Genomic DNA, 25,825 nt, shown 5'->3' on the forward strand with positions numbered 1-25,825 from the left:
AATCTAAATTGTAAATTAAGGATGTTCAATCGCATTCATCATACCGCCATTATTTGTTCTAATTACGAGCTTTCGAAAGAATTTTACGTAAATAAGCTAGGGTTAAAAGTATTAGCGGAAGTTTTTAGGGAGGATAGAAAATCGTGGAAATTGGATTTGGCTGTGAATGATCTTTACCAAATTGAATTGTTCTCTTTTGAAAATCCACCGGAGAGACAATCTAGGCCCGAAGCTTGCGGCTTACGGCATTTGGCTTTTGAGGTTGATGACGTGCAAGCTGTAGCTAATATGTTAAATGAAAAGGGAATTGATACAGAGCCGATAAGAATCGATGAGTTTACAAATAAAGCATTTACATTTTTCGCAGATCCCGATGGATTGCCTTTAGAAATTTATGGACGTTAATTGGTTTATTAAGCGTGTGTTACAAAATATTCGTGTTCTTTGCATCGTGGTTAAATCAATATTATGAAAAACATCTTTCGTTTTAAGCATTTTGAAGTAGACCAGATTAACTGCGCCATGAAAATTAACACAGATGGAGTGTTGTTAGGCGCAATTGCAGCTCACGAAAATCCAGCCCGAATTTTAGATATTGGCACCGGTACAGGCGTAATTGCATTGATGTTAGCGCAACGCTTCCCAAAAGCGCAAGTGCATGCCGTTGAAATTGACGAACAAGCATCCGCCACTGCGGGAGGTAACTTTCGGAATTCAGTTTTTAATGAAAGGTTGACCAATGAAAATATACCAATAGAACAGTATCGCAATTCCGAAAGATTCGATTTGATCGTGACCAATCCTCCATTTTTCGTGAACGATTATAAAAATGCTGAGCCGAAAAAGGAAATAGCCAGACATGCTAGTCGGACTTTTTTTGATGATTTGCTGGCTAAGGTTAACGACTTGTTGAGCGAAGATGGTTGTTTTTGGTTTGTATTGCCAATAAAGCAATCGGAATATGTAGTTGCCAAAGGCGAAGAACTAGGCTTATTTCCACAGCAAATTGTTAAGCTTCGCTCTGATGATGTCAAGCCTGAATTTAGAAGGATTGTTTGTTTAGGAATGCAAAAATCAACTTTATTAGAAGAAGATTTTATAATTTACGAAAGCGAAAAGAAATATACTAAAGCTTATGAGGATTTGTTGAAAGATTTCTTTTTAGCTTATTAATTTTAACAGGTTCGTCATTTGCGAGGCACGAAGCAATCTTAAAGCTAAAGAGATTGCTTCTCCGAATTATCAGAGCAAGCAGTGCCCCGCAATGACTTGTGGTCAGTACAGTTTGTAGCGCTATCTTCGTTAATTAAACGGGATTGCAGCGGCATCTTCTTCGGTATTTGAATTAGATCCCTCGAAACTCGGGATGACAAGGTGTTTATTATGAGCATTTTCTCCGTCATTGCGAGGCACGAAGCAATCTCAAAGTATGTATAATAAAGCTCTGTTTCACACTTAGAAAGTTTTCAAAACATCTTAGGTGGGTTGAATTTGGTTGTTTTGAAAGCTATCTTCGTTAATTAAACGGGATTGCAGCGGCATCCTCTTCGGTATTTGAATTAGATCCCTCGAAACTAGGGATGACAAGTTGTTTATTATGAGCGTTTTCTCTTCAACTCGGGATCACAAGATGTTTAGGGAAGAGATATAGCGTAAAGCCCGACTGATATCGCCTAGCCGCATTGAAATTGCTTTTCAAAAAACAAACATCTAGGTTTGCAGTTGTTCCTAACACCTAACCCCTAAAATGAAAAAAATAGGTTTAATATCAGATACTCACGGTTACCTTGATGATGCGGTTTTCAAATACTTTGACGACAGAGACGAGATTTGGCATGCTGGTGATTTTGGACCAGATGTTATTGAGCCTTTGGCGGCTTTTAAGCCTCTGTTCGGTGTTTACGGCAATATTGATGATGCCGATGTAAGGGCGCAATTTCCGGAACATCTAAAGTTTAGGTGCGAGGAAGTGGATGTTTGGATTACACATATAGGTGGTTACCCCGGAAAATATGCGCCTCAAGTAAAAAAAGAAATTTACACTAAGTCGCCACAACTTTTTATTTCTGGACACTCGCACATTTTAAAGGTAATGTTTGATGAAAAAATACAATGTTTGCATATTAATCCCGGTGCAGCTGGAAAACACGGCTGGCATAAGAAAAGAACTTTGATTCGTTTTTGCATTTCCGATGAAAAAATCCATACCTTAGAGGCCATCGAATTAGGAGATAGATAACGTAAAAAGTACACTAAGTAAAATGATGTCGGGTATAAAAACATTAGGTCAGTTTATTATTGAAAAGCAGGCGGACTTTCCATATGCGAAAGGAGAGCTCTCTCGTTTATTAAGAGATATTGGTATTGCCGCAAAAATTGTGAACCGCGAAGTAAACAAAGCAGGTTTGGTTGATATTTTAGGCGATGCAGATACAATTAACATACAAGGGGAGGGTCAAAAAAAGCTGGATGTTTATGCTAACGATCAATTTATATCGGCTTTAACGAGTGGTGGTGAGTGCTGCATTGTAGCGTCCGAAGAGGAAGATGATTTTGTACGTATTGATTCTCCAGTTTCTAAAAATGCACGTTACATTGTTTGTATTGATCCTTTAGACGGATCTTCAAATATTGATATTAACGTTACCGTTGGTACAATTTTTTCTATTTACAGGAGGAAATCAACAGAAGGTCCGGCAACTATGGATGATGTTTTGCAAAAAGGAACTGAGCAGGTAGCTGCTGGTTATGTAATTTACGGTTCATCTACCATGTTGGTTTATAGTACGGGAAAAGGCGTTAATGGCTTTACTTTAGACCCTTCGATAGGAGAGTTTTGTTTATCACATCCAGATATGAAAATTCCTGAAGATGGCGTTATCTATTCTATTAACGAAGGTAACTACGTCCACTTTCCAGAGGGTGTGAAAAAATATATCAAATATGCGCAGGCCGAAGATAAAGCTACTAACAGACCTTATACCTCAAGGTATATTGGTGCAATGGCAGCTGACATTCACCGTAGCTTAATTAAAGGCGGTATTTATATGTATCCAACTACTGCTGCTTCTCCAAAAGGTAAACTAAGGCTACTTTACGAATGCAATCCAATGGCTTTTATTATTGAGCAAGCTGGTGGCATAGCATCAGACGGTTTAAACCGGATTTTAGATATTGAACCGACCGAATTGCACCAACGTGTGGCAATTTTCGTAGGATCTCCTAAAATGGTTAGAAAAGCAGAAGAGTTTATGGCTGAATTTTCTCCAGTGGAAAAAATTACCGAAAAATTAGTGGAAACGAAATCGGCCTAGCTATTGTTGCCGTTTGCGTTGGCATTATAAATTTTACAAACTTTGACGAAGCAATGTATTAACTTAGTACAAAAGATAAATTTTATGAAATCAACAATTAAATCTATTACTTTGGTTATGTTTATGCTTGTGGTATCGTTTAGTGCGATGGCGCAACAAGCTAAACCAAAAGCTAGTCCTGCGGAAAGCGCAAGTGGCAAAGTGAATGGTGCTAATATCACGATTAACTACGGAAGTCCATCGGTAAAAGGTCGTACCATTTGGGGCGGTTTGGAGGCTTATGATAAAGTTTGGAGAGCTGGCGCTAATGATGCTACCACATTTGAAACTGATAAAGACATTAAAGTGGAAGGAAAAGCCTTACCAGCAGGCAAATACAGTTTCTTTTTAATCCCTAGAGCTAATGGCACTTGGACAGCAATTTTCAATAAAGAGCCTAAGCAATGGGGTGCATTTAAATACGATGAAAGTAAAGATGCCTTGAGAGTTGATGTGAAAGTAAAAGCACTACCAGAAACACAAGAAAAATTAGTTTATAAAATTACCAACAAAGGTTTTTCAATGGATTGGGATAAAGTATCCGTTCCGGTGAATATTAAATAATAAGCTTTATTGCTTTTTGAAAAGGCTGACTTGGGAAACTTTGGTTTTTCGAGTCAGCCTTTTTTATGCGCTATTTGTTGACTAGCATTTCTTTTAAGGCCAAGCGTTGCCATTTTGCGTTTCTATTACGGGCGTATCTAGGTAATAGTTTTATTTCACTTCTAATCAACTGAAATTGCTCTTTTGCCTCTTGGTTTCTACCTCCAGCTTTCAAAAACAGGCCGTAATGATATCTTGCTTCCAAGGAGTGATGAATCCTGATTATTCGCTTAAATCCGTTTTCGGCATTTTCGGTTTCACCTGCGCCAGCTAAAGCCCTTACGTAAAGCAACTCATCTTCTACGGTTTTAAGGCTAGTTGAACTTTTGCTCTGAAGTTTGTTGAAATATTGGATGCTTTCCTGATATTGCCCGCTTAAAAAATACTGGCGTGCCAACTGCATTAAAATTGCTGGATCTTCGGCGTAGTAGCCATTTAAGCATTCTAAAGAAAGTTCAATGGCTTTGTCATATTGCTGTTGCGCAGCATAAGCGTTTGAAAGGCCTAACTTGTTAGTTACGCTGTCGGACATTTGCACTTTACGTTCCCATTCCTTGACTTCGTTATTTGGGAAAACCATTTTAGAAAGACCTTTCGTATTAGTGCCGCGTCTCAGATCTGGTAAAAGTTCCATAAAGAAGTAGGCGATGGCACCAATTAAAGGAAGAAAAATCAATAAATAAATCCACTGATTTCGTCCTGTTTTAAGTGCGTGAATTACGCCAATTGCTTGAAAAGCGATGACGATGTAATAATAGTCATTCCAGTAGGTAAACATAAAAGCTCATTTAGGTTGACCTAAAGTACTAATTAAGCGCTAAGAAAAAAATGAATTATCGCTTTTTCTTTCGGCTTCAAATACGGTATCTACTGCTAAATTAGCCTTGTCTTGAGAGGCGGCAACTGCTAACCTGTCGCAACGTTCGTTTTCAGGATGTTGATTGTGCCCTTTAATCCATTGAAATTTAACTTGGTGCAATTGGTGCTGCTGTAAATATTGCAACCACAGGTCTTTGTTTTTCTTATCCTTAAATCCCTTTTTGTACCAACCAAAAACCCAACCTTTTTCTACTGCATCTACTACATATTTACTGTCGGAATAAACAATTACTTGCTGACCGGGGGTTTTCAAAGCCTTTAATGCTACGATTACTGCGAGTAACTCCATCCTATTGTTGGTGGTAAGTCTAAAACCTCCGCTTAGCTCTTTGTAATGCTTGCCGGAGCGTAATATTACACCATATCCTCCTGGACCAGGATTGCCACTTGCTGCACCGTCTGTAAAGATTTCGATCATATTGATAGCAAAGCTAAGTTTTATGGTGGATTTTGCCGAACACTGTGGAAAGATAAAAAGGCAAAGCCCCGATAAAAATCGAGGCTTTGTGTATTATTTCACCACTTTTAACAACTCCGCAATGGCTACTTCCAATTGTTGATCTTTGCCTTTGTCTATCATTCCAGGCATATTTTTAACTTGGATGTCAGGTTTTGTTTCGTTATTCTCTAGCCATTCGCCTGCCTTGTTTTTAGCACTAATTGGAACTGATCCCCATCTGGTACCATCAGGTAGGGCTTCCCAGCCTGCAAAACTACAAGTTCCCGGTACTGGCATACCTACCGTTTTTCCGATTCCTAAATCCTTATAGCCACATGAAAAACAATGTCCGTCACTATAATTTGCTTCGTTAAACATCGCTAATGTAGGCTTAGTCCACCTAAAAGTAGGCTCAAAGCCAACAGAACGTTGTGCAGTGGCATAATCTAGGAATTTTTGTCCGGTAAAGAACATCGCTAAATCCGATACCAAATCACCCCCGCCATTGAAACGAGTATCTACGATTACCGCTTTTTTATCTGCGTATTTTCCCATCATTTCTTCGTAAACGCTACGATATGGACCATCACTCATACCCGGGATATGCACATAACCAAGTTGTCCTTTACTCAAGCTATCTACTTCTTCTTGGTTCTTTTTCACCCATCTTCTGTACAGTAGTTGATTTTCGGCGCCCAAGCTAATGGGCTTTACGGTCAGTTGCTGGCGCTCTTTTGTGCTAGGATCATAGATTTCTAGTAAAGTAAATTGGTCTGCTTTTCTGTTCAGATATTTAGCTTGATCCTGATTAGCCTCAATCAACTGTCCATCAATTTTTTCGATAATCATTCCAGGTTTTACGTTAAACTTTGATCTGTCCAATGGTCCACCGGAGATAATTTCGTCGATCAAAATTCCATCACCTTGATGCTTGTAACTTGCTATTACACCCAATGAGGCCGTTGCATCGGCATTTGGAATGCTGCCGCTGTACCTTGCGCCAGAATGTGATACGTTTAGCTCGCCCAGCAATTCCGACAGCATTTCAGCAAATTCGTAACTGTTGCCAATGTGTGGGATGTATTTAGCGTAAGCAGGTTTTAGTGCGTCCCAATCTGCACCGTGCATAGTTGGCGTATAGAACATCGCTTTGTTGCGAAGCCAAACGTGTTCAAACATGGCATTTCTCTCTGCTGCGCCGTCAAATTGCACTTCTCCTTCAATGTTAATTTGCTCACGTTTGTTATTATCAGTATTGATTTTTGAAATGCGGCCACCGCTTAACAGATACAGGTTTTTTTGCGCTTTGTCCCAAGATAAAGAACCGCCCATTCCATCCAACGGAATTTCCATTTTTGTTTCTTTAGTACGCAAATTGGTACTCCATAAGTTACTGCCTTTTTCAAAGCTAGCTAGATAATATAGTTTTTCGCCATCTTTAGAAAGTACAGCATCACTTAGTGACGAAGAATGAATGGTTAAACGAGCCTTTCTGCTATCTAAGCCATCCCATTCAAAAACTACAGTAGAGTCTGGTTTGGGAGCTGGTTTGGCTTTTGGATCTTTGGCTGCTGCTTTTGCGGCTTCATCTTTCGCTTTTTTCTCCAGCGCTTCCATGTCCTTTAGTAAAGCGAAATCATCTTTACTGAGGTTGTAGCGTTCCCACGCATCCTTAGTTAAAAATAAACTATATACGTCTCTTTGAGATGAACCGCTGTTGGCGTGAGCTTTCATACCGTCGCGGTTACTGAACCAAATTAACTGTTTACCGCCATTCACCCACTTAGCGCCACCATCGCCGTAGCCGCTTTTAGTTAGGTTTCTCATGGCTTGTTTTCCAGAAGCATCAAGTAAAACTACCTCGCCATTTGACATAGTAGGGCGATAGGTGGCTAACAACCATTTGCTATCAGGACTCCAAGTGAAATATTGGTCGCCATCTTGCATGTAAAACAGCTGATCTGGGCTAAGTAAAGTCACGGTGTTTTTATTGCCAATCTCCATCACTTTTAATGACCTTCTGTTTTCTATATATGCAATTTTTTTGCCATCTGGCGATAGGGTAGGCATATAATTGTCGTTGTCATTGCTCACCAGTGGTTTCTCTTGTAGCAATGTTGCGGCAAAAAAGTAAGGCTCTTCCTTACGTGCTTTTCTACTTTCGTAAATGCGCCATTTGCCATTGCGTTCGCTAGCATAAATTACTGATTTACCATCCGGAGCAAATTCTACAAAACGTTCTTGCTCGGGTGTATTGGTAATGCGTTTGGTCATTTTTCCATCTACTGACGTTACAAAAACTTCACCTCTGGCTATAAATGCAACTTCTTTGCCATCCGGCGATACCGACATTTCCCTAACACCTCCATTTACGCTAACGAAACCATCGTTGTTAGATTTTTCTTGGGTGTTGATTTTTACATTGAGTTTTTGTGGACTTGAACCAGGTTTTAAAGTGTAGAGTTCTCCATCATAACCGAAAGATAGTATGCCATTATTGGAAGCACTCAAAAACCTAACGGGGAAACCTTTAAACTTCGTGATTTGTTCGCTTTTAGCTTTTTCCTTTAACGGCATTTTATGGATGTTGAAAGTGCCGCTTTCTTCACTTAAATAATAAATGCTTTGTTCGTTATCTGCAAAAACTGGATTTCGGTTTTCGCCGTAAAAGTTGGTAAGCTGAACATGTTTATCTGTTTTCTTATCGTAAAGCCAAATGTTTCTGGCGATTGATGATTGATGATGTTTTCTCCACTCGTTTTCACCGCCTTTTTTATCGTGATAGATCATTTTCGAACCATCTTTACTGCTCTGAACCGCTTCTGCGGGGATGGTGAAGATTTGATTGATGTGACCACCAGCACTTGGAACGCTGTACAATTCTGGTTGCGAACCAGTGGGGAACTGACGGTGGTTAACGGCATCTTGTCTGGAAGCACCAAATATCACCGATCGGTTATCTGCTGAAAAACTGAATGGAAACTCATCGGTAGAGTGGAAGGTTAATCGTTTTGCCGAACCACCGTTGCTATCCATAACGAATACGTCGAAGTTCCCGTATCTATCGGAAGCAAACGCGATTTGTTTTCCATCTTTACTCCACTGAGGCATAAAATCGTGAGCTTCATGAAAGGTAAGCTGCTGGGCGGTACCACCGGTTGCTGGTACGCGGTACAAATCGCCTTTGTAGGTAAATGCAATGCTGGTTCCATCTGGTGATATGGATGGATAGCGCATCCACTGAGGTTTTTCTTGGGCAAAAAGTTGGGTGCTCAACAAAAAGCTTAGTGATAAGGTCAGGGATTTCTTCATAAAATGATTAGTTTATTTAGTGCTAAAATAATATATAGTTTGCTGCAACTAAGTAACAATAATGATGTTTGCGTACTGAAACCTAAAAAGGTGATTTTGGCATATTTTACACCGGAAATCCCGAAATATCAATTTTTCGCAAATACAATTTTGTATTACGAAACGAGATTGCATTGTAAGATGCTCGCCTAAATGGCTATTATGAAGTTGATATTAAAGTAAAAGTTTATTCTGGAAGGGATAGTCACCTACCGACTTGTATAAGTAGCCGCTATTGACAATTTTGGTGAGTTCATCAGCATGTTTTTGATGATGAAGATCAGTGCCGGCAAAGTCATACCATTTTTTACTGAGTATAAATTCGGCAAATAACCTAACATCCTTTCCATAGTAACCACTCACGGACAATAAATTTAGTTGAAACAAAACATCGCGGTCTTTCAATCGACTTAGTCTATCGTGGTTTTTATAGTACATAAGGTAGCGTTCTGGATGCGCTAAAATTACTTTATAACCTTTTATCTGTAAATCAAAAATAATCTGTTCTAGGTTTTTAACTTCCGAAGCATAAGGAATTTCTATCAGAAGGTAATTGTCCGAAATACATAATAGTTGGTTGTTAGGTAGGAAATTATCATCAACCAAGTATTCGGCAGCAGCTGAAATTCTGTGGTTTTCCACCGGTAGCGCAGCCGTACTTTTTAGTTTGCTCAAGGCATCGGCAATAGTGTCCGGTGTATTAGGATATAAATCAGGATAAACGTGAGGAGTACAAATAAAGCTTTCTAACCCCAAGTTCTTTAAAGAGTTAATGAGCTGTAATGATTGTTGCAGGTCTTTTGCACCATCATCTATTTCTGGTAATAAATGGTTGTGTATATCAACACCTAGCCAAGCGAGATTATCTATAATTTGCTTTTTTTTAAAGAAAGAAATCATTTTATATAAAGCTATGAATTAAACTTGATTAATCTCGCTTTGGCTATTATTACAACCCTAGGGTTTACAATCTGGCATCAACTAAGCTACGTTCAAGGCAGGCTTTGGTATCGAAAATTACGCATTGCTCGCTTGCAATTTGATTCAGATCAATGCTTAAGAAAGCCTTGTGTGCTACAGCAACAATAATGGCATCATAGGTTGCGCCGGCGTCTACTTTGCTGATAATGTTAATGCCATATTCTCTGGAAACTTCTTCTGGGTCGGCAATTGGATCGTAAACATCTACATTTAAACCAAATTTCTTCAATTCAAAATATATATCTACAATTCGAGTGTTGCGCACATCAGGGCAATCTTCTTTAAATGTGATGCCTAAAATGAGCGCTTTTGCGCCTTTTATTCTTTGGTCTTTGCCAATCATCAACTTCACAACTTTGTCCGCTACGAAGTTTCCCATATTATCATTCACTCGTCGGCCTGACAAAATAACCTGTGGATGATATCCTAACGCTTGCGCTTTATGTGCTAAATAATACGGATCCACACCTATACAGTGTCCTCCAACCAATCCGGGTTTATATTTAAGGAAGTTCCATTTAGTTCCGGCAGCGTCAATTACGTCATTGGTATCAATGCCCATGCGGTCAAATATCAATGCCAATTCGTTAACAAAAGAAATGTTAAGATCTCGTTGAGCATTTTCAATCGCTTTTGATGCTTCTGCTACTTTGATACTTGGAGCTTTGTGAGTTCCCGCAGTGATAATTGAGGCATAAAGTTCATCTACATATTGCGCTATTTCGGGTGTTGATCCCGAGGTAACTTTCTTGATTTTTGTTAACGTATTAACCTTGTCGCCAGGGTTGATTCTTTCAGGGGAATAGCCACAGAAAAAGTCCTGATTGAATGTTAAACCAGACATTTTTTCAAGCACAGGAACACAATCCTCTTCTGTACATCCTGGATAAACGGTTGATTCGTAAATAATTAAGTCGTCTTTTTTAAGTACGCTGCCAATCATTTTAGATGCACCTAGTAAGGGTGCCAACTCTGGCGCTTTAAACTCGTTGATAGGAGTGGGAACCGTTACAATAAATACATTGTAGGCAGTTAATTCGGTTTGATCAAATGAGAAGGAAAGGCCAGTATTGCCTCTTTTTTTAAGTTCAATTACTTCCGTAAGGGCAGATAGGTCGGCTTCTTTTGTACGATCTTTTCCAGTTTGAAGTTCTTTTACTCGGTCTTCATCAATATCAAAGCCTAAAACATCATATTTTTTTGCAAATTCAATGGCTAAGGGTAATCCAACATAGCCTAGGCCTATGATGGCAATTTTTGGAGTTTTGCTCGTCAGCATATATGTTTTAATAGTTCGTTTTATGATGCGCTTGTTAATTTGCCACTTTTAGCTGGTTAGCCATTAGATTTTTGCTTGTGCAAAATCTGGGTTATAAGCGTTCAACTTTTAAAATAGTATGGATTTCGTTTTATCTTTTGTTTGGTATAAAGCTGAAATCAAAATTACCATAGCAATTTAACCAAATTGAAAAGTGGCAACATTGGCATATTACTTTACAACGTGCTAATTTATGTATTTGCAATTTAGCTTTTAAAAGACCTTAGTTCTTATGTTTTATAATGTAAATGAAATGAGAGGTATGTTGAATGGTGCTTTTCATTTACAAATAATGTCATTGCATATCTTTAACTCTTAATGTGCCTAGCCAAAGCGATACTTTTGATGTATGCTCGATACGTTAAAGTTTCATTTGCCTTTGTCAGTTTTAATAAATATAGATGAAATTGCAGGCAAGGTCATTTTGCTTTTATGTTTATCACCTATAGTTTTGTTTTTTTTGCAATTTACGCAAGTAGTTGCACCTCTTAAAACCGCCTATAAGAGCAGCGTTAAATTTTTGTTTTTGCCTTGTACCCCGTTCGTACAGTTTTTTACACCAAAATACCTTGTGACAATATGCTTTAGTTGCATGTGTGAAATGTTTTTCCTGTGAAGTTGATTGTTTACATGTATTTATTCTATTCCCATTTTTTTTATGAACTGTATTAATAAACCCAAAGCTTTAGGCATCATTTTGTGCTTTGTTGGTTTTTTGATGATGTCTTCCTGCATTTCCAATAAGCGTATTATTTATTTGCAGAAGGCTAAAAGTGATGCGTCATTAAATGATGACACCCTGATTCAGTATAACATTCCAGTTTACAGGTTGCAGTATAATGATATTGTTGATGTCCAAATTAGAACTTCAATTCCAGAAATGAATGCGGTTTTTGGTCTTAAAAATCCAGATGAGCCTGCAATGATTGGCAATCAAAGTGGAATGATGCAGTCGGGGGGTGATGCCTATTACATGACGGGGTATACTCTAAATCAGCAAGGAGAAATTAAGTTGCCTTTTATAGGAAAGCTCGGCATTGGCGGCCTTACCTTGGAAGAAACTGAGAAGAAAATTACCGAACGCTTAGGTGTATATTTCAAAAAAGCTACCGACGAAAATCTCTATGTAAAAGTAAAATTGGGAGGAATTAGGTTCAGTACTTTTGGAGAGTTTAATAAGCCTGGCAGATATGTTATTTTGCAGGAGCGACTCACAATATTTGAAGCCATAGCCAACTCTGGCGATATGACCACCATAGCGAAAAGAAATAAGGTGTTGCTATTGAGGCAATATCCTGATGGCACGAGGATCCATGCACTTGATCTCAACAATAGAGATATCATCAAGTCTCCTTATTATTTTATACAACCTAACGACCAGCTTTATGCAGAGCCGATGAGAGTTAGGGAGCTAGGTGCCGGAACTAACACCGGACAAACCATTCAAATCTTAGTAACCATATTGAGTGCAGCCGCCGTAATTGTCGGTTTAACAAAATAAAATGAAGCCAGAAAATATACATACGATATCCAAGCCCAAAGAGCGAGTAGACGAGAATAGTGATATCAAAAAGCTGTTTGCCGATGTAATTAAAATTTGGCCTTATATACTGGTTTTTGTTTTTGTAAACCTTTGTATTGCCTATATTTTATTAAAAACTACCAATCCCACTTATCAGGTTAAGGCTACTTTAGAAATTAAGCAAGACAAGAATGCAGAATCGGTTGATTTGTTCCAAACGATAGGAATTAAAATGCCGAATAGCATAGATAACGAGATTGCCATCTTGAATTCGTTTACTTTAGCACTAACGGCTGTAAAGCAGCTTGATTTTAATGTTGAGTATTTTCAGGAAAATTTTTGGAGACATTATGAAATTTATCACTCTGCACCGTATGCGGTAGAGGTAGACTGGACTCATCGACAGTTGCTGGGTGACGAAATCCAGTTGACTTTCAAAGATGCGACTAATTTCACTTTAGATATCAACGATAAATCAATGGCGTTATACGTGCCATTAACCCCCGATAAAAAGGGTGTTTTAGATTTGAAAAAACTGGAGTTCAAGGGCGATTATCGCTTAAACGAATGGATTACCGGTACAAACTATAAATTCAGGATTGTTAGGTTAAGTGGTACTGCTGAAAAATTTAAGGATTTTTCATTTAGACTCCGTTCCGATTTTGATTTGGCTGAGGCCTACAGTAAAAGGATGAAAGTAGAATTACTCAAGAAAGAGTCGTCGATCCTATCCTTAGGTTTAGAAAGTCAGATGGTAGAAAAGGATAAAGCCTACATCAATAAATTAATACAGGTTTATCAAGAAAGGGAGCTAAAGGTAAAAAACCAAACTTCTATCAATACGGCGGCTTTTATCAAAGAGCAACTTAAAAGCATTATTGATTCGATGGTGTTCTTTGAAGATAAATTACAATCGTATCGAACTAGAAACGAGAGCTTTAATTTGAAAGAGCAAGGAAGTGCTGTTTACACACGTCTTGGGTCATTGCAGGATAACAGTGCTGCGGTTAGCTTAAAAATTAAGTACTACCAAAGTACGCTAGCTTACTTAGAGCAAGATAAAGTGAGTCAGCTCGTTGTGCCGTCTTCTATCGGAATTGAAGAAACGGTATTGGAAAGTTTGATTCCTGAGTTACTGGAGAACCAAAGCAAGCGAGAAAGGCTAAGACAGGTGTTGTCGCCAGAAAATCAAGCCCTGAAAGATCTCGAATTTAAGTACAATAGTTTGCTGTCGGCCGTACGAGAGAACCTAAGACGCTCTTTAAGTGCCGCAAATTTATCGTTAAAGGATATCAACAACCGAATGGCCGCATTGGGCGGTGAATTGGATCAGCTACCTCAGGTTGAACGTAATTTGTTGAGTATCCAACGACAGTTTAACATCAGCGAAAATATTTACACCTACTTATTGCAAAAGCGCTCGGAAGCTGAAATTACCAGCGCAAGTAACGTACCCTCAAGTCAGATTTTGGATTTGTCCAGACAAGTAGGCGGGGTGCTGTCGCCGATATCAAGTAGAAATTACATCATTGCATTTTGCTTAGGGATTTTAATTCCGGTGTTGATCGTCTTCGTAAGAAATTCTTTCGACAACAAAATCTGTGATGTTAAATTATTAGAAAAACGAGTGTTTGCGCCCCTTGTTGGAGTGATTTTTAGGAATTTCGGACGCGAAGGCAGTGCTGTTGTACTCAATTCACCCCGATCTTTTATCAGTGAAAATTTCAGAAGCATTAGGGCCAGTACACAATTTTTACACGAGCAGCAAGATAGCTTAGTTATTTCATTTACGAGCGGTAAGGCTGGCGAAGGCAAAACCTTTTGTTCTATCAATACTGCATCAATTTACGCTTTAAGTGGAAAGAAAACAGTTTTAGTTGGCATGGACTTGCGTATGCCTAAGATTGCCGAGAATTTTAATCTCGTTAACGATGTTGGAGTTAGCAATTATTTAATTGGAAATGGTGTAATAGATGATCTTGTAAAGCCATCTGGCTACGCGAACTTAGATATTTTACTGTCGGGCCCGCTACCTCCAAACCCGGCCGAATTGATTGTTCGTCCAACGTTTGTAGAAATGATCAAAGAACTTCGCGAACGCTACGATGTGGTGATTTTAGATTGTCCACCTGCTGGTTTTGTTTCTGAAACAATCGACATCTTCAAAATAGCGGACATCAACTTCTATATTTTCAGGCACCTGAACTCGGAATGGAGTTCAATAGATTATTTGAATAGTTTGATAGAGAAGGGGCTGATGAAAAAAGCTTATGTGATTTATAACGACATGGAAGTTGTGTTTAACAAACAATATGGTTACGGATATCATGCCGCTGTTGAGAAACAACCTATGTCTAAAAAAATGTCAAACTGGTTTTCCAAAGACTAAAGCATGATCAGCAATCTGAACAAACGAGTTTATTACTTTAATTTTTTTAGGAAATACCTAAAAGAAAGAGTGTTTGTTGTAGTGTTGCTTAACATTGTAGTGGGTATGTTGGATGGTTTGGGCTTAACAATGTTTTTACCTCTGCTTTATATCGCCGCTGGTGAAAAATTTAGTTCAGATGCCAGCAATGCCAATTTGGGTCAAATAAACACTTATTTAGAATATTTTGGCGTTCAATTGAATTTAACCAATGTACTGTTATTGCTAATTACGTTTTTTGCGCTAAAAGGCATTGTTTATTATTTTAAGGGAGCTTACCAGGTTGCTACTCAGCAATATTTTATCAAAAGGGTAAGGTTGGACAGCATCAATTCTTTAAATGAAACTAAATACGAATATTTTGCTGAATGTGATCAGGGTAAAATCCATAACATTATTACCACTGAGATCGAACGCGTAGCGAAAGCCTGTCAATCTTATTTTTTGGCTTTCCAACAATTGATATTAGTGCTGGTTTACGTAGGTTTTGCATTTTTTCTCAATTGGAAATTTGCATTAATGGTTTGCGCTGGCGGCCTAATAGTTGATTTCGTGTACGGAAAAATATACCGTAAAACTAAGGCTGTTTCTAGGCAATTAACTGATGGTAGTGGAAAATTTCAAGGTTTAATCGCTGATTATTTTTCATCTTACAGCTATTTAAAAGCTACTGGTTCGGCAGCCAAGTACCGATCTAAATTAGAAGCGCAAATCACTGAAATTGAGGACAAAAATAAACGCATAGGAACGATGTCCGTTTTTTTGAGTGCTTCTAGGGAACCTATGAGCATTTTAGTGTTATGCGGCGTAATTGCGTTACAAGCTTTTGTTTTAAAGGAACCATTAACTACCGTACTGGTAAGTCTGTTGTTTTTCTACAGGGCATTATCGTGTTTAATGCAATATCAAACCGCTTGGAACTCCTTTTTGGGTGTAGCGGGATCATTAGAAAGCACCGAGAAGTTGATTGACACGCTAGAAGCTCAAAAGCAATATACTGATGGAATTCGATTCAGTAATCTACGTCAAAGTTTAATGCTTGAAAATGTATCTTATCAATACGGAAGTCAGAAAGTACTGCAAGATATTACCTTCACCATAGAAAAAAATGAAACCGTAGCTATTGTTGGTCCAAGTGGAAGTGGAAAGTCAACCCTGATAAATCTAATCACCGGTTTGCTTACGCCGAGCAAAGGTAGGATCATGGCCGATGCAATGGATTTAAAAGAGTGGAATTTAGTGACCTTTCAAAGTCGCTTCGGGTATATCACTCAAAATCCGGTAATATTTAACGATACCATTTTTAATAACATCACCTTGTGGGCCGAAAAAAATGATCTTAATAGCAGTATTTTCGAAAAGGTATGTAAAGATGCTGCTATTTGGGACTACGTAAAAAATAGAGCGCTTCAGGAAAATGAAATTTTAGGTGCCGATGGCATTAATTTAAGTGGCGGTCAGAAGCAACGTATAGCCTTGGCCAGAGAACTATTTAAAAGCACAGATTTCCTTATCATGGACGAAGCTACCTCAGCTTTGGACTCGTTCACGGAAAAAGAGATACAGCAAACCATAGAAAAATTGAAGGGTACCACCACAATCATTTGGATTGCTCACCGACTTTCGACAGTAAAAAATGCAGATAAAATCATTTATATAAATAACGGCGTAATAGTACAAATTGGAAGTTTTCAGACTTTGTGCAACGATAATCCAGAATTTAAGAAAATGGTTGATTTGCAAACAATAAGTTAAACAAACACTATTAATGGTTAAGATAATTGAATTCCCAAAGGTGATGGATCCCAGGGGTAATTTGACCTTTTTACAGCATCCAAACTCTATTCCTTTTGATATCCAACGGGTATTTTGGACCTATGACGTACCTGGCGGGGAAACTAGGGGAGGGCATGCTTATAAGCAGCAAGAAGAGGTTATTATTGCATTAAGCGGCAGTTTCGATGTGGTAATTAGCCATCCCGATGGTTCTACAAGCAAATACCACATGAACAGATCATATTATGGTTTGTATTTGCCGCCTTTTACCTGGAGGCATATGGAAAATTTCTCTACCAATTCCTTAAGTCTACATCTATCTAGCATGAAGTTTAATGCCGAAGATTATATCAGAAACCAAGATCTTATCAAAGCTACCATATGATTGCTAAAACAGTTTTCGATTGCACGCTCATCTATCTCAACCAAATTGGTGATAGAAATGGACATATTACTGCAGTAAATAATGATGAAGCTATCCCTTTTGCTGTAAACCGAGTGTTTTATTTGTATGATATTCCAGGGGGCGAATCAAGAGGTGCCCATGCACATAAAGAGTGTCACCAATTTTTAGTGGCAGCAAGTGGTGCTTATGAAATTTTACTGAACGACGGCAAAACGCAGCGGCAAGTAATGCTGAATAGACCAAACGTAGGACTTCACATTCCTCCGGGTATTTGGGCCTCTGAAATAAACTTTTCTAGCGGTTCAATCTGTTTGGTGATGGCCTCACATACTTATGCCGAAAACGACTACATCAGGGACTATGATGATTACTTAAAGTTCAGGGGATTATGATGATACATGCTTTAGCTGATGTGAAGAGTCAACAAATCGGAAAGGATACCCGAGTTTGGCAATATGCTATAATCATGGAAGATGTGGTAATTGGCGAAAATTGCAATATCAACTGCCACACATTTATCGAAAATGGGGTGCGAATTGGAAGCAACGTTACCGTTAAATCTGGGGTTTATTTATGGACAGGGTTGAGCATCGCTGATAACGTGTTTATCGGTCCCAATGTAACCTTTACAAATGATAAATACCCTCGATCAAAGCAATATCCTGACGAATTTCAACATACGGCCATACATCAAGGCGCATCAATTGGTGCTGGTGCTATCATTTTGGGTGGTAGCAACATCGGTAAATATGCACTTGTTGCTGCAGGTTCACTAGTTACTAAACCAGTACCTGCACACGCTATGGTAATGGGCAATCCGGCTAAAATTGTTGGCTGGGTGGATACGGATGGAAGTAAAATGACACCATTAGATGAACATACCTTTTTGGATAAGGCGAACAATAAGTGGATACTAACAAACAACGAATTAAACAAACAATGATTATACCTTTCTTGAATTTTAAAGCACAGCATGATTTGTTACGAGGCGAAATGTTAACTGCCTTTCAACAAGTTTACGATAGCAATTGGTATATAATGGGAGCGTATTTAACTCAGTTTGAAAATGAGTACGCAAAATTTAGTCAGGTTGATTATGCCATAGGTGTTAGCAATGGATTGGATGCACTTTATTTAGCTTTAAAAGCATTAAATGTAGGAGAGGGTGATGAGGTTATTGTGCCATCAAACACCTATATCGCTACCGTTTTGGCAGTTTCATATACTGGTGCAACCCCAGTTTTCGCAGAGCCTGATGTAAACACATATAACATCAGTCCATCAACTATAAGGAAGGCCATTACCAACAAAACAAAAGCGATTATGCCAGTGCATTTGTATGGGCAGGCATGTGAAATGGATGAAATCATGGCAATAGCTAATGAACATCAGTTGTTTGTAGTAGAAGATAATGCGCAAAGTCACGGTGCTACATTTAATGGTAAGATCACTGGAAGCTTTGGACACATCAATGGAGTGAGTTTTTATCCCGGTAAAAATTTAGGTGCACTAGGTGATGCAGGTGCTGTAACCACCAATAGTGCTGAATTGGCTGAAAGAATTAAATGCTTACGTAACTACGGTTCAAAAGTTAAATATGTGAATGAGGAAATTGGGCACAATATGAGGCTAGATGAACTGCAGGCTTCGTTTCTTTCGGTAAAATTGAAGCATTTGATGAATTTCACCAAAGACCGTGTACAAATTGCACAATGGTATAACAGCGTTTTGCAAGGTGTTGGAGATTTGATATTGCCCAAAGTGCATTCAGGTGCAAGTCATGTTTATCACTTATACGTAATTCGTACCAAATATAGAGATGCCTTACAGAAACATCTCAATGAAAATGGTATCGGCACGTTAATCCACTATCCAATTCCTCCATATTTGCAACAAGCTTATGCCCATTTAGGCTATGTCAAAGGCGATTTTCCTATTGCTGAAGAATTAGCTGATACAAGTTTAAGTATTCCAATGTGGCCAGGAATGACATCTGACGAAGTAAACGCTGTAGGCATGGCAATCAGAAGTTTCTTTAATGAAAAGTGAGGGATATAAAGGTATTTTTAAAACAACCGCTTTGTTTGGCGGCGTACAGGTAATCAATATTCTGATTACTGTTGTACGCTCAAAATTCATTGCTGTTTTTTTAGGACCGGTGGGTATTGGCATTAACTCGCTACTTACCTCTTCAACAGGTATTGTTGCCAGTTTAACTAATTTTGGCTTATCCACTAGTGCTGTAAAAAACATAGCTGAAGCCAATGCAACTGGCGACGAAGAGCGAATTGGTAAGGTGGTTGCCGTATTCAGAAGTTGGGTATGGATCACGGGTTTTCTGGGTTTCGCCGTAGCATTATTAACCGCTCCCTTACTTAGCGAACTTAGTTTTGGAAATAATAATTACACTGCTGCTTTCGCAATCATATCAATTACGCTGTTGCTTTCTCAAATCAGCGCTGGCCAAGGGGTAATATTACGGGGCATGCGCAAGGTAAAATACATGGCGCAGTCAAGCCTTTTGGGCTCGCTTATAGGGCTGTTTACCTCAGTTCCGCTGTATTATTTTTTTAAGAATGATGGAATTGTGCCGGCTATACTTGTAAGTGCGGTAACAGCATTATTGTTAACCACTTACTATGCCCGTAAGGTGAAAGTTAAGAAAGTGGAAGTGCCTCGCAACGTATTGTTCGAAGAGGGAAAAGATATGCTGCGTATGGGGTTCATGTTAAGCTTAAGCGGTTTAATTACAATGGGTGCAACTTATGTGCTCCGGATATTCATTAGTCGTTTGGGCTCGGTAGCCGACGTAGGATTGTATAATGCAGGTTTTACCATGATTAATACTTATGTAGGTTTAGTATTTACGGCCCTTTCTGCTGATTACTATCCACGACTTGCTGGAGTAGCCCACAACGCTAGTCAAGCTTCAAAAGAAATTAATCAGCAGGCAGAGATAGGTTTATTAATCATGGCACCTATTTTATGTTTTTTCTTGGTGTTTGTTAATGCCTTGGTCATTGTACTTTATTCAAACAAGTTTTTGGCCGTAAATGATATGGTGCATTGGTTGGCCTTGGGCATGTTTCTAAAAGCAAGTTCGTGGGCAGTTGCCTTTCTAATTTTAGCCAAAGGTGATTCTAAAGTATTCTTTTGGAACGAACTGATCACCAATGTTTACATGCTGGTTTTTAACTTTGTAGGATACTATTTCTGGGGTTTAACCGGTTTAGGTATTTCGTTTTTTATATCTTATTTGGTATACCTCGTGCAAGTTTTGCTATTAGCTAAAACGAAGTACAACTTTTCATTCGATAAAGATTTTTTAAAGATTTTCGCAGTTCAAAGTACACTTGGCCTGTGCTGCTTTTTAACGTCAGTTTGGTTAAGCGGTTTATTCTTGTACTTGGTAGGTGGCTTGTTATTTACGCTATCAGTGCTTTATACACTTCATGAAATCAATAAGAGAATAGGAATAAAAGCCATGTTGCAGAAGTTTCAGAAGAAGAAAAACACTGCTGCTGAGCTTGAAAAAAACGGAGGTGAAAATGAATAAACTGCCTCTTTTTTCCGTTATTGTAATCACCTACAATTCTGCAAAATATATTTTAGATACGCTGGAAAGTATTAAACAGCAGCATTACCAACATTTGGAACTGATCATTAGCGACGATCGGTCAACGGATAATACCGTTGAAATTTGTAAAAACTGGTTAGCAGAAAACAGCAATAGGTTTGTCAATAGCTCCATATTGGTTCCAAAGCAAAATCAGGGCATACCTGCTAACTGCAACCAAGGTTTAAAAGTAGCGCAGGGCGATTGGATTAAAGTGATTGCTGGTGATGATGCATTTTTTGATGATGCATTTGAAAACGCAGCTCAGTTTGTGGTAAAAAACCCTAATGTAAAAGCCTTTTGCTCATCTGTGGTTTATTACCAAGATAATTTTGCTCCTGATAACGAGGTGTCGCGTAGGAACGATCAATCGTTATCTTTCTACGAGGCAAATGCTAAACGACAACATTTTTTGTTGATAAGGAACAATTATATTCACGCAGCATCGGTTTTTTTACAGCGTGAATTGATCCTCGAATTAGGCGGCTTCATGGAAGAGTATAAAATGCTCGAAGATCATCCGATGTGGTTGAAAATTACTGAAAATGGCGAGAAGTTTTACTATTTGCCTGCATATACGGTAAAGTACAGACTACATTCGGCTTCCATTTTCTCACATAAAAATGCGGAGTCAATTTTCAATAACTTCTATCTGAAAAAAAGATCGTTTGAGCTGGAAATGATTTATCCGCACCTTCGTTGGTACGAGAAGTTATCCTACCAACATAATTTTATGGTTAAGCGGTTTTTTGATGGTGCCAAGCTAAATCAACAGAAAACTATCAACCAGTTTTTGTATCAGTTTTTGATGGCGCTTTCGCCTGTAGCTCTCATTCATTTATTAAAGAAAAGTAACAAACGTTAAGCAGATGAGCTCCCGGATTAACATATTGGTTTCAACAATTAATAAAGGCATATGCCATTTAGATCAGCTCTTTTTGAAGCAGCGAGAAGATGTGTCATACATCGTTTCGCACCAATATACCGACGAGCAATATCTTACAACGCCAGATTTCCTGATGCGTAAAGATGTACTGGTAAGTCACATTCCTGGAAGCGGCGTTACCAAATCTAGAAATAATGCAATTAAGCTTGCCACTGCTGAAATAAGTGTAATCGCAGACGATGACGTTAGGTATAAAGATGAATGGATTGACATGCTAAAAAACACATTCAATGCTGATCCAGAGCTAGACATGGCTATCTTTAAAATAAAGACTTTAGATGGTGAACCTGATTATAGAGCGTATCCTTCAGCACCTGCTGAATTTAAAGAATTGTCTTCGGTATGCTCTATCGAAATCGCATTTAGAACCGCAAGACTTAAGGAATTGAATTTAAACTTTGATGAGCGTTTCGGCGTGGGTAGCAAACTACTCATAGGCTCAGAAGAGAGGATTTTTATGCATGATTGCGTAAAAGCGGGCTTAAAAATTAAATACTTTCCCGAATATCTTGTTCAGCATCCTTATTTAAGCACCGTGAAAGCTATCCCAAAATATGACAGTAGGCTTAATCGCATTACTGGAGCAATAGATGCCCGGATAAACGGATGGGTGGCGCTGCCGAAATCTATTTTTGGAACCTTTAAAAATGCTGCCGACATCATAGCTCACAAAAAAAATCCGTTGAACTATTTCTTTCATCGGTTTTACGCTGCCCTTTATATCTTAATTACGAAATAGAAAGTTAAAGAATGAAAATTACACTTATTGCCGGTGCAAGGCCAAACTTCATGAAAATTGCCCCTATTATCCATGCCATTAAAAAGGCGGCAGATAACGGAGCAGAAATCACTTTTAGGTTGGTTCATACCGGTCAGCATTACGATGAGAAGATGAGTAATACTTTTTTTCAGGAATTAGAGATACCTGAACCAGATGCACATCTTGGCGGCGGTGGTGGCACTCAGGCAGAACAAACAGCAGCCATTATGGTCGCTTTCGAGAAAGAACTCATGGCAAATCCTACTGATTTAGTTTTGGTAGTAGGTGATGTAACTTCAACCATGGCTTGCGCTATAGTAGCTAAAAAGTTAAATACTAAAGTGGCCCACGTTGAAGCTGGTATTCGCTCATTTGATTTAACCATGCCCGAAGAAATTAACCGCATGGTAACTGATAGCATTACCGATTACTTCTTCACTACTTCTGTTTGGGCGGGAAACAATTTGAAAAATACAGGCGTTGCCGATGATAAAATTTTCTTCGTTGGTAATGTAATGATTGATACATTGAGAAAAAACGAAGATCGGTTCACTAAACCTCAGCTTTGGGATACGCTCAATTTAAGTCAGGGCAACTACTTCGTGATGACCTTGCATCGTCCTGGTAATGTAGATGAGCAAGCAAAATTTAAAGCTTTGTTAGAGGCGATCATTGCCGGATCAAATGGTAAACCATTAATTTTCCCGGTTCATCCACGTACAAAAAATATCATTCAAGATAGCGGCATTAACCTTGATGGCATTTCAAATTTACATTTAACCAGTCCGATGGGTTATTTAGAGTTTAACTACTTGGTAAAGCATGCCATGGCGGTAATAACGGATTCGGGAGGTATTACCGAAGAAACTACGGTGATGGGTGTACCTTGTATGACTTTAAGAGACAATACAGAGCGTCCAGAAACCTGTGACGTTGGAACCAACGAATTGGTTGGTACTGATCCGTCGAAAGTGGGGCCGGCAATGGAAAAGTTGTTTGCGGGAAATTGGAAGCCAGGCGCCATTCCCGAAAAATGGGATGGTAAAGCTGCAGAGAGGATAGTTGAACAGTTATTGGAATTGTAATGGAGCTAAAAAAGATACTTATTGTTAGCCGCACATTTTATCCCGAAAATAAACCGAGGGCTTTTAGAACTACTGAATTAGCTAAAGAATTTGCTAAAAATGGGCATCAGGTTACGGTAATTACCCCACGTGATGGACAAGTACATGATGAATTTGAAAAAACACATGGCATTACCATTAAAGATTTAGGTAAACCTACTTGGCATCAAATTAAGGTTACTGGCGGCGGTTTAAAGCGATTATTGAAAAGGGTGCAGGCAAGGTTGTTTAACCTACTATTCATGTATCCAGATATACAAACCATGTTTTTGGTTAAAAATGCCTTAAAGAAAGAAAAATCTACATACGATTTGCTGATTTCTATTGCCGCTCCGCATCCGGTACATTGGGGCACGGCGTGGGCAAATAAAAAGCGTAATCCCATTGCTAAAAAGTGGATAGCAGATTGTGGAGATCCATTTATGGGTGGTGAGAATGACACTTTTAAAAGACTTTTTTATTTTCAGTATTTCGAAAAATGGTTTTGCCGGAAAGCGGACTTTATTACCGTTCCGATAGAAGAATCAATTTCAGCTTACTATCCGCCTTATAGAGAAAAAATTAAAGTTGTTCCTCAAGGTTTTAGGTTTGAAGATGTGGAATTGAAGAAGGATTTACAGCCTAACAAAGTTCCTACCTTCGCTTATGCTGGCACTTTAATTCCAAAAATTCGAGATCCAAAGGAGTTTTTTGAATTCATATCTACCCTCGATAAAGATTTTAAGTTTGTGGTATATACCAACAATCCTGACCACGTCAAGAAATATCAAGAAATAGCAAAAGGTAAAATTGAAATTAGATCTTTTTTACCAAGGCTTGCGCTTTTAGCTGAGTTGCAGCAAATGGATTTTGTGGTGAATTTTGAAAACATTGGCCCTAAGCAGTCGCCAAGCAAACTAATTGACTATGCCATTATTAAAAAGCCCATACTTTCAGTAAAAACGTTTGGTTTTACACCTGATGCGTTTCTAGAATTTTTAGGGGGTAACTATGAGCAACAATTACAAATACCTAATGCAGATCAATACCGTATACAAAATGTATGCGCCAAATTTATTGAATTAGCTAGTTAGCATGTATAAAAATATCAGAGAACGTTTCTTTATTTGGGCAATCTTCCTTTTATCGCCGCTGGCCTCTATAGTAATTTCTTTAAAGAACTATCGGGAGTCGTGGGTGAAGAATGTAGTTTGGGCATTTATCGTTTTTTACGGTCTCAATTTTTTTATTTATGATGAATTTATGGATGCCAATAGGTATGCAGAAAAGCTAAAAGTTTTAAATCATACTGAAGTAAATACCGAAAATTTCGTTGGACTTTTCTTTTCAGATGAGGAAAGTAGTTATCTGGATTTTGCCGCTCCAGTAATTACTTTTGTGATTGCCAGATTTACAGAAAACTACGCTGTTTTGTTTGGTGCTTATGCATTAATTTTTGGCTTCTTCTATTCAAGAAATTTGTGGTATTTGCTTGAAAATTTGGAAGAAGGGATCAAACCGGCATCGCTTATCGTGTTTGCAATGGTTGCGCTGTTAGTGCCGTTTTGGTCAATCAATGGGTTTAGGTTTTGGACAGCTACGCATGTGTTTCTCTACGGAATGCTGCCGTACTTATTTTCGGAGAAGCGACCCAAATACCTCATCATTGCTTCCCTTTCAGTATTGTTCCATTTCTCGTATTTCTTACCGCTATTTTTGGTATACTTTTCTAATACCTATACTAAAAACTTAACCGTACTTTTCTACGCTTTTCTTTGCTCGTTCTTATTTAGTTTTGTGAAATTGCAGGGCCTTCAGGATTTCTTACTAAGTCATGCGCCAGATTTTTTACATAAAAAACTTACTACCTACGTTAATCAGGATTATGCAGATAACTTGAAAGAAGCCGAATCTGGTGCTAAATGGTTTGTGATTTTGAAAGGACAAGTTGTAGCTTGGTTTGGTTTGTTTATCATTTGCTATTCCTTTATTCTGCACCGAAATTTTATCAGCTCAAAACCAATATTGTTTAATAGTTTTTGCATGATATTGTACATGCTTATTGCTTTCAATATCCTTTCGGCAATTCCATCTTTTGGTCGTTTTCTTTTACCTAGTTATTACTTAACGTTCTGCTTTGCATTTTTGCTGGTGCAGAATTATCCCAGCACATTTTTATGGCTACGCAGGTCAATTTATATCGCTAGTCCTTTGCTAGCCATTTATATCGTTTTTACCCTACGGATAGGACTTCAAACAATTAATGTTTTAGTAATAACGAGCAATCCAATATTAAGTATTGGGCAACAGGGGCATGCATTATTAGATTGGTTTAAAAAATAAC

General features: G+C 38.4%; 23 protein-coding genes. 18 read left to right on the forward strand and 5 right to left on the reverse strand.

The genetic code is table 11. The features are described 5' to 3' along the window. The first annotated feature begins 21 nt into the window (after window positions 1–21). From gloA2 to ACY2A0_RS15175, 5 genes are all read left to right on the forward strand, one after another. Window positions 22–405, forward strand: coding sequence for an SMU1112c/YaeR family gloxylase I-like metalloprotein (gene gloA2, locus ACY2A0_RS15155; protein ID WP_461790309.1), 384 nt, complete (start codon window positions 22–24; stop codon window positions 403–405). A 63-nt stretch (window positions 406–468) separates the two neighbouring features. After that, window positions 469–1,173, forward strand: coding sequence for a tRNA1(Val) (adenine(37)-N6)-methyltransferase (locus ACY2A0_RS15160; RefSeq protein WP_461790310.1), 705 nt, complete (start codon window positions 469–471; stop codon window positions 1,171–1,173). Between the two features lie 574 nt (window positions 1,174–1,747). Further along, window positions 1,748–2,239: a metallophosphoesterase family protein gene (locus ACY2A0_RS15165; protein WP_461790311.1), complete on the forward strand. Its 492-nt coding sequence runs from the start codon at window positions 1,748–1,750 to the stop codon at window positions 2,237–2,239. A gap of 25 nt (window positions 2,240–2,264) precedes the next feature. Beyond that, complete coding sequence (gene fbp / locus ACY2A0_RS15170; RefSeq protein WP_461790312.1) at window positions 2,265–3,314, forward strand: class 1 fructose-bisphosphatase; 1,050 nt, start codon at window positions 2,265–2,267, stop codon at window positions 3,312–3,314. Between the two features lie 84 nt (window positions 3,315–3,398). Then, window positions 3,399–3,917, forward strand: coding sequence for a DUF2911 domain-containing protein (locus tag ACY2A0_RS15175; RefSeq protein ID WP_461790313.1), 519 nt, complete (start codon window positions 3,399–3,401; stop codon window positions 3,915–3,917). A gap of 70 nt (window positions 3,918–3,987) precedes the next feature. On the opposite strand, the gene ACY2A0_RS15180 is transcribed toward ACY2A0_RS15175, so the two are convergent. From ACY2A0_RS15180 to ACY2A0_RS15200, 5 genes are all read right to left on the reverse strand, one after another. Next, window positions 3,988–4,734, reverse strand: coding sequence for a tetratricopeptide repeat protein (locus ACY2A0_RS15180; protein WP_461790314.1), 747 nt, complete (start codon window positions 4,732–4,734; stop codon window positions 3,988–3,990). 39 nt (window positions 4,735–4,773) lie between these two features. Next, on the reverse strand, window positions 4,774–5,253 hold the full coding sequence (gene rnhA, locus ACY2A0_RS15185) for a ribonuclease HI (protein ID WP_461790315.1): 480 nt from the start codon (window positions 5,251–5,253) through the stop codon (window positions 4,774–4,776). Window positions 5,254–5,346: 93 nt separating this feature from the next. Continuing rightward, a complete protein-coding gene (locus tag ACY2A0_RS15190; protein ID WP_461790316.1) occupies window positions 5,347–8,586 on the reverse strand; it encodes a S41 family peptidase in 3,240 nt (1,079 codons plus the stop codon). A gap of 213 nt (window positions 8,587–8,799) precedes the next feature. Next, a complete protein-coding gene (locus tag ACY2A0_RS15195; RefSeq protein ID WP_461790317.1) occupies window positions 8,800–9,525 on the reverse strand; it encodes a tyrosine-protein phosphatase in 726 nt (241 codons plus the stop codon). Window positions 9,526–9,589: 64 nt separating this feature from the next. Further along, window positions 9,590–10,885 (reverse strand): nucleotide sugar dehydrogenase, encoded by a 1,296-nt coding sequence (locus tag ACY2A0_RS15200; RefSeq protein ID WP_461790318.1) that lies wholly within the window; start codon window positions 10,883–10,885, stop codon window positions 9,590–9,592. A 697-nt stretch (window positions 10,886–11,582) separates the two neighbouring features. Between ACY2A0_RS15200 and ACY2A0_RS15205 the strand changes: the two genes are divergently transcribed. Genes ACY2A0_RS15205 through ACY2A0_RS15265 form a run of 13 tightly spaced genes read left to right on the forward strand, consistent with a single transcriptional unit; the run spans window position 11,583 to window position 25,824 of the window. Beyond that, on the forward strand, window positions 11,583–12,425 hold the full coding sequence (locus ACY2A0_RS15205; RefSeq protein WP_461790319.1) for a polysaccharide biosynthesis/export family protein: 843 nt from the start codon (window positions 11,583–11,585) through the stop codon (window positions 12,423–12,425). Window position 12,426: 1 nt separating this feature from the next. Continuing rightward, the gene (locus ACY2A0_RS15210) at window positions 12,427–14,835 is read left to right on the forward strand and encodes a GumC family protein (RefSeq protein ID WP_461791593.1); all 2,409 of its coding nucleotides are present in this window, start codon (window positions 12,427–12,429) and stop codon (window positions 14,833–14,835) included. A 3-nt stretch (window positions 14,836–14,838) separates the two neighbouring features. Continuing rightward, window positions 14,839–16,629 (forward strand): ABC transporter ATP-binding protein, encoded by a 1,791-nt coding sequence (locus tag ACY2A0_RS15215; protein ID WP_461790321.1) that lies wholly within the window; start codon window positions 14,839–14,841, stop codon window positions 16,627–16,629. Window positions 16,630–16,642: 13 nt separating this feature from the next. Beyond that, window positions 16,643–17,035, forward strand: a complete 393-nt coding sequence (locus ACY2A0_RS15220) for a sugar 3,4-ketoisomerase (protein ID WP_461790322.1) — start codon at window positions 16,643–16,645, stop codon at window positions 17,033–17,035. Then, a complete protein-coding gene (locus tag ACY2A0_RS15225; protein ID WP_461790323.1) occupies window positions 17,032–17,448 on the forward strand; it encodes a sugar 3,4-ketoisomerase in 417 nt (138 codons plus the stop codon). The genes ACY2A0_RS15220 and ACY2A0_RS15225 overlap by 4 nt, the downstream gene beginning before the upstream one ends. Beyond that, window positions 17,445–17,999 (forward strand): acyltransferase, encoded by a 555-nt coding sequence (locus ACY2A0_RS15230; RefSeq protein WP_461790324.1) that lies wholly within the window; start codon window positions 17,445–17,447, stop codon window positions 17,997–17,999. Before ACY2A0_RS15225 ends, ACY2A0_RS15230 begins: the two co-directional genes overlap by 4 nt. Then, window positions 17,996–19,105: a DegT/DnrJ/EryC1/StrS family aminotransferase gene (locus ACY2A0_RS15235; protein ID WP_461790325.1), complete on the forward strand. Its 1,110-nt coding sequence runs from the start codon at window positions 17,996–17,998 to the stop codon at window positions 19,103–19,105. Before ACY2A0_RS15230 ends, ACY2A0_RS15235 begins: the two co-directional genes overlap by 4 nt. Beyond that, window positions 19,095–20,612 carry an O-antigen translocase gene (locus ACY2A0_RS15240; RefSeq protein WP_461790326.1) on the forward strand — a complete coding sequence of 506 codons (1,518 nt, stop codon included), beginning with the start codon at window positions 19,095–19,097 and terminating at the stop codon, window positions 20,610–20,612. The genes ACY2A0_RS15235 and ACY2A0_RS15240 overlap by 11 nt, the downstream gene beginning before the upstream one ends. After that, window positions 20,605–21,537 (forward strand): glycosyltransferase family 2 protein, encoded by a 933-nt coding sequence (locus ACY2A0_RS15245; RefSeq protein WP_461790327.1) that lies wholly within the window; start codon window positions 20,605–20,607, stop codon window positions 21,535–21,537. The genes ACY2A0_RS15240 and ACY2A0_RS15245 overlap by 8 nt, the downstream gene beginning before the upstream one ends. 4 nt (window positions 21,538–21,541) lie before the next feature. Further along, a complete protein-coding gene (locus tag ACY2A0_RS15250) occupies window positions 21,542–22,357 on the forward strand; it encodes a glycosyltransferase (protein ID WP_461790328.1) in 816 nt (271 codons plus the stop codon). Between the two features lie 11 nt (window positions 22,358–22,368). Continuing rightward, window positions 22,369–23,463, forward strand: a complete 1,095-nt coding sequence (gene wecB, locus ACY2A0_RS15255; RefSeq protein WP_461790329.1) for a non-hydrolyzing UDP-N-acetylglucosamine 2-epimerase — start codon at window positions 22,369–22,371, stop codon at window positions 23,461–23,463. Continuing rightward, the gene (locus ACY2A0_RS15260; RefSeq protein ID WP_461791594.1) at window positions 23,463–24,575 is read left to right on the forward strand and encodes a glycosyltransferase; all 1,113 of its coding nucleotides are present in this window, start codon (window positions 23,463–23,465) and stop codon (window positions 24,573–24,575) included. The genes wecB and ACY2A0_RS15260 overlap by 1 nt, the downstream gene beginning before the upstream one ends. Before the next feature lies 1 nt (window position 24,576). After that, on the forward strand, window positions 24,577–25,824 hold the full coding sequence (locus ACY2A0_RS15265) for an EpsG family protein (RefSeq protein ID WP_461790331.1): 1,248 nt from the start codon (window positions 24,577–24,579) through the stop codon (window positions 25,822–25,824). Window position 25,825: the final 1 nt, after the last annotated feature.

The sequence above is a fragment of the Pedobacter sp. genome, assembly GCF_965249885.1.
Lineage (GTDB): Bacteria > Bacteroidota > Bacteroidia > Sphingobacteriales > Sphingobacteriaceae > Pedobacter.